Origin of the sequence: Gemmatimonas sp., from assembly GCF_041689975.1 — a bacterium.
Lineage (GTDB): Bacteria > Gemmatimonadota > Gemmatimonadetes > Gemmatimonadales > Gemmatimonadaceae > Gemmatimonas.
Genome location: NZ_JBDNFF010000053.1, coordinates 1 through 5,483, shown reverse-complemented (window position 1 = coordinate 5,483; position 5,483 = coordinate 1). Strand labels below are relative to the sequence as shown.

3 protein-coding genes and 1 pseudogene are annotated in these 5,483 nt (G+C 63.6%); 1 reads left to right on the top strand and 3 read right to left on the bottom strand.

Annotation, left to right across the window (positions count from 1 at the left end; all coding sequences use genetic code 11):
- The 3 genes and pseudogenes from ACESNG_RS03915 to ACESNG_RS03905 form a co-directional block, all read right to left on the bottom strand.
- A pseudogene (locus ACESNG_RS03915) lies at window positions 1–645 on the bottom strand (hypothetical protein); the annotation flags it as partial.
- Window positions 646–900: 255 nt separating this feature from the next.
- Window positions 901–2,139 (bottom strand): amidohydrolase family protein, encoded by a 1,239-nt coding sequence (locus ACESNG_RS03910; RefSeq protein WP_373061392.1) that lies wholly within the window; start codon window positions 2,137–2,139, stop codon window positions 901–903.
- Window positions 2,140–2,225: 86 nt separating this feature from the next.
- Window positions 2,226–4,511, bottom strand: a complete 2,286-nt coding sequence (locus tag ACESNG_RS03905) for a DUF2723 domain-containing protein (protein WP_373063201.1) — start codon at window positions 4,509–4,511, stop codon at window positions 2,226–2,228.
- A 184-nt stretch (window positions 4,512–4,695) separates the two neighbouring features.
- Between ACESNG_RS03905 and ACESNG_RS03900 the strand changes: the two genes are divergently transcribed.
- Window positions 4,696–5,483: aminotransferase class V-fold PLP-dependent enzyme (locus ACESNG_RS03900; protein ID WP_373067904.1), on the top strand; the 788-nt coding region annotated here is incomplete at its 3' end.

Here is a 5,483-nt window from a genome sequence, read left to right as displayed (position 1 = left end):
GAAGCCTACGAGGTACGACACGTAGTACCCGGCGCCGAAGCGCTTCAACACCACGACGCCAAGGAACGCGATGATGATGCCCATCAGCAACGCGATGAGCGTGACGATGGGAAGCGCGCCTGAGCTGTTGGTCTGCACGACCACAAAGAACTCCCGCCAGCGCATATGTACGCGCCGCGTGACGATGCCGCTCAGCGCAATGGCGATCTCGCCAACGTACTTTACAGCAGCTTTGAGGTCGCTCCACGCGTTGTTCAGCGAGGTGCCCATGCGACTCACGAACCACGGACGCCCGGCAGCCGCGACTTGAACGCGTTCGGGCACCGCCTGCGCGAGCGCGTGCAGCCGCCGCACCTGTTCAGGGAGTGCCGAGAGGTCGAGTTCGAGCTTCTGCGCGTCACAGAACTCCTGACACCGTGCCACAAAAATCAAAAGCGTGCTGTCCCACGCACCGAGATCAGTTGCGTCAAATGTGACTGTTCGCGACGTACTTTTTATTACCGTCGCACCATTGATAAACTCCTGGAACTGCAGCTGCCGCTGCTCGATCGACCAGTCACCGGCTAGTACAATGAGGAGGCCGCCGCGCTCGTTGCGGAGTTCGGCACGCGCAGCGGTCGTCGCGATTGCCGTGGCTCCGGGCATGGATGTCCTCGTGGATCAGTTTAGGCTGCTATGCGCACCGGAACCTGACGCGCGCCATGTACCCACATAGCTGAGCAAGTTACATGCCGAGTTCGGGCTTGTATGCGGCAGACTGATCCGTGGCGCAGCTGAACAGCTCACGCAGAGATGCAGAGAGCGCAGAGGCGCAGAGAACCTCATTGACGAGTTCCCTGCGCCTCTGCGCTCTCTGCGACTCTGCGAAATCAGTTCCCAACCCCTGTGACACACACGGTCCTATTTCGGCCACCCCGGAATCTGAATCGCCGGCATGATCCGTAGCGCGTTCTGGTAGTACACCTTCTTCAGCACGACATCCGGTAGATCGATACCGTACAACTTCCAGAACGCGTGATAGTTGCGGTAGTAGTCAAAGTAGTCGTCACGTGTTTCGAACACGCGCCAGTAGTACGGATACTCTTCCGGCTGGAAGGAATCCTTGCCGAAGAGCAGGCGGTCCTGATACTTGATGAAGAAGTCGTGCGCGTTTCTCGGCTGACGCGCAATGTCATACAGCACCGCGCCCACTTCGGCGAGCACGTTCGGCATCTTGTCGAACATGCGTCCCAGTCGGCCAAGATCGTTGGCGTGCCAGCCGAGGTGCGCGGCCACGAACGTGGTTTTCGGATGACGCAGGAACAGACTGTCGCGCTCCGCCATGAGCTGGTTAAAGCTCGGATACTTGTCCTGCGGATAGAGCCGCTCTGGAAAAAGATTCAGCTCGAGCCACCGTTCGTTGGTGTTGTCGACTGCGCGGAAGAACTCCTGCGGATCGGCGGTGTGGATGAACACCGGCATCTTATAGCGCGCGGCGGCTTCCCAGATCGGATCCAGGTCGGGATCGTTCAACCGCAAGCGCGTGCCGTCGGCCTTCTTCGTGCTCAATCCAAAGCCCTTGCCGATTTCACCGATGCCGACCGCGCCGCCCTTCACGTCGGCTTCGAGTTGCGCGACGGCCTTTGCGGCCCAACCCGGACCCACGCCGTTCAGGTTGATGCCGGTGAGCAGACGCACGCGATCCTTCATCGCGGGCGAGCCGTTCACCAACTCCATCGTGCGCTGTAATCGGTCACCGCTCACGTTGTCGGCGGCGATCATGAGGCGCACGTTGATCGAATCCATCGACGCCCCGAGACGCGCCAGTCCGTCGGCGTTACCGAGGAGTCCGGAGGGGTGTCCGTGGAAGTCAACGACTGGGTACTTCGCCTTCCACTTCATGCCCGCCGACGGCACGATCAGCGTGGACTTGGGCCGATAGTCCACGATGCTCGGCGGCGGTGAGGACGGTGCCAAGCAATTGTTCGGACGGATTTCCGTGGTACCGGCGGGGCACTCCTCGCCCGGCTTGATCTGCGTGCCTCCGCGGAAGCCCGCAGGCGGACGCGGCGGTTGCGCAGCCGGCGGCTGCTGGGCCGAAGCGGCGGTCGCGAGCGAAAGGCCAAGGGACAGCGCAGCCACGAAACGAGTGCGAAGCACGGGCAGACTCCTGAGGTGGGAAACGAGACGGGGATCAACATGTCGTTGATCCCCGGCCTTCGACAGAGTGATGCGAGAGTTCGGTCTTACTTCGAGTCGGGCTGCGGCACCAACAGCTGTTGCTGCGGACCGACGTCGGCGCCCGGCGTGGTCGGGAGTGCCGGCTGACGATCGAACCCGAACACCTGCGCGCGGCGCATGGCCGTCGCGATGCCCTTCGCCTGCTGATACACCGAGTCGGAGCGCGCGGTCTGGCCCGTCTGCGCCAGCGCTTCCGCCAGCGTGACGCCGCTGATCACGTACAGGTCGGGGATGCCGACCGATGCGTCGTCGACCCATCCCTTCCGGGCCGCCAGCGACTTCGTGGCCGTGAACACCTGCGACCACAATTCGTACGAACGCTTCACGTCGACCATGCCCTCGCCCTGAATGAGCACGGTGTCGCGCCCCGGAATGATCTGCTGACCCACCAGCTTCTTGGCCATGCCCTGCGTGAGGACGTAGCGCTCGAGACCGAGTTCGTAGGGGTATCCACCGGCCGTGCGGCTGAAGTAGATCGGCCGATCAGGGTACGTGTCGCGGATCATGAAATACACGAGCTGGTCGGCGCGCATGAGCTGAGGCGAACGCGGCACGGCAATGATGTCGCCCTTCTGGAACGCGGCGTTCGGCGGCGTCTGAATGGCGAGCGGCAGCGCATCGGCTTCGTCGAAGGTCATCTTCACCGGCGGACCGACCGGCTTCTTCCACTGCTGGCTGCGATAGATCTCCGGACCCTTGGCGGCATCGTACTCGTACACCGGCCGGCGGATCATCTGCCGCGTATACCAGTCGGTGTTCATCAACGACGTATTCGCCACGATGACGTCCTTGCGGATGCCCTCGACTTCCTGCGCATACCACAGCGGGAAGGTGTCGTTGTCGCCAACGGTGATCAGAATACCGTAGGGCTCCACCGAGTTGAGCAGGTCGCGCGCAAAGTCGGTGGTGTCGGTCTGGTTCGAGCGAGACGCTTGCTGCCAGTTACCCACGAGTGGGATGAACGCCACGGCCAACAACGGCGACGCGAAGAGGAAGCTGCGCGTGCGCGGCTCCACCACGGTCGTGCGACCCAGCTTCACTTCATCGGCGCCGAACAAACTCGCGACCGTCTCCCACAGATACATGAGTCCGAGCGCAGCCCACACGCTGAGCGCCGAGAAGCTCCACAGGTAGAAGTAGTCTCGATCGCGCACTTCGCGTGGAACCGAGTCGCCGAGCTCCAGCGCCTGACTATGGCCGTACTTGAAATTGAGGTAGAAAATCAGCCCGAAGGTCATCGTGCCGATGAGCGGTCCGAAGAACCAGAAGCTGCGTCGGTCCTTCTTGAAATGCATCCAGCCACCGAGGATGCACAAAATGAAGTAGAACACGGCGAGCCCGTTCTGCAGCCCCGGATTCTCCTGGTACGCGTCGCGCAGCCATTGCCACTTGAAGTACAGCCAGTACATGCCGACCTGCGCCGTCAGCGGCGCCTGGCGCTCGCCGAGCTCCGGCTTGCCGTACTGGCCGCGGTTGAAGTTGTACATGAAGCGGTCGTACGTGAGCGCGGAGAACGTGCAATCCATCTTGAGTTCGGTCACGCAGCCGGTCGGCTCGCCTTCGTTGATGGCGGGGAAGTGCGCGGCGCGAATGGGCTGGGTGAGAAAGGGCGTCATGCCGAACACCAGCGCGGCGGCGCACGCGATCAGCAACTTCCAGCGCAGAATCGACGACGGGCGGCGCACCAGCACCGCGAGTCCGACCGCGGGTGCCGCCAGCATACCGGCCATGTGGTTGGCGTAGCCGAGGCCCAGCAGGTAGGCGACCAGTACGAGCAGGCGGTCGGCCACGGGGCCTTCCGGATCGTCGCACCACCGCACGGTGAGCCAGCAGATGATCGCGAGTCCAACCAGCGACACCGTATACACCTTTTCGTTGACCACCGACTGGTTCCACACGGTGAACGCCGTAGCACCGATCAACGCCGCGAGCGCGCCGCCAGCAATGCGCTGCCAACGACGTGGCATCCATTGCACGAGCACCCGCTCGGTGATCAGGAACCACACAGCGGCCGAGACCGCGCTGGACAGCGCCGCCAGCACATTGATGCGCATGGCGACCGTCGGTGCGATGGGCAGGATCGCGAAGACGCGTCCGAGCAGGACGAAGAACGGATTGCCTGGCGGGTGCGGAATACCGAGGACGTACGCGGCCGCGATGTACTCGCTGGTGTCCCACATGGACGTCGTCGGTGCCAGCGTGACGAGGTACAGCAGAAACACGACGAGGCCAGCGATCGCGGCGGCCAGGTACGACGGGCGGTAATCGAGCTCGGTCGCGCCGGCACTCATGGCGGCGGCTGGCCGAGAAGCGGCAGTCGCGGAAGCGGTGGCTGCGACGGTCATGGACTGGACGGAAGGTGGGGCAGCACCGGACCGGGGGCGGCCGGAGCTCACACAATCAGGTAAGTTCGCAGACAGCGACGGGGGGCACAACTGCTTCCCGCTCGGTCTGGGCCCCTCTTCTCCCCCACGCATGGACAAGCGCGACTTTCTCCGTACCGTAAGCGGCGCATTGGGCGGCGCCTCGTTGGGCCTCCTGTTCACGCCGGCCCAGCTTCAGGCGTTTTCCCGCCTACCCGTCGCTGAGCTGGCCGCCCGGGCCGACTTCTGGGACGCGTTGCGGGCCAAGTACCGTGTCCCTGCCGATTACATCCATCTGGAGCACGGCTACTACTCCATGCAGTCGGAGCCGGTACTGGAGCGCTTCATCGGCCATGTGCGGGCCGTGAATGCCCAGAGCTCGCGCTACATGCGGACGGTGCAGGGCACCAACAAGGCGCGGGTGCAGGCCCGCCTGGCCGCCTTGGCGGGATGCGCGCCAGAGGAGCTGATCATCACCCGCAACACCACCGAGTCGCTGGACACGGTGATCTCGGGCTTCGACTGGAAGGCGGGCGACGAGGCGGTGATGGCGGTGCATGACTACGGCGCGATGCTCGATCAGTTCGCGCTGATGGGCCGTCGCTGGGGCGTCGTAAACCGCACCGTCACCGTGCCGCTCGATCCGCAGAGCGACGACGAGATCGTGAAGGTGTACGCCGCGGCCATCACGCCCCGTACGCGCCTGCTGATGGTCTGTCACATGATCAATATCACCGGCCACGTGCTGCCGGTGAAGAAGATCTGCGACATGGCGCACGCGCGCGGTGTCCCGGTCATGGTGGACGGCGCGCATGCCTTCGCGCAGCTCGACTTTCGCATTCCCGACCTTGATTGCGACTACTACGGCGCCAGTCTGCACAAGTGGCTCGGTACACCACT

Excerpts from the sequence above, each read along its gene's own strand:
- ACESNG_RS03905 (WP_373063201.1), bottom strand. The coding sequence starts at position 4,511 with ATGAGTGCCGGCGCGACCGAGCTCGATTACCGCCCGTCGTACCTGGCC.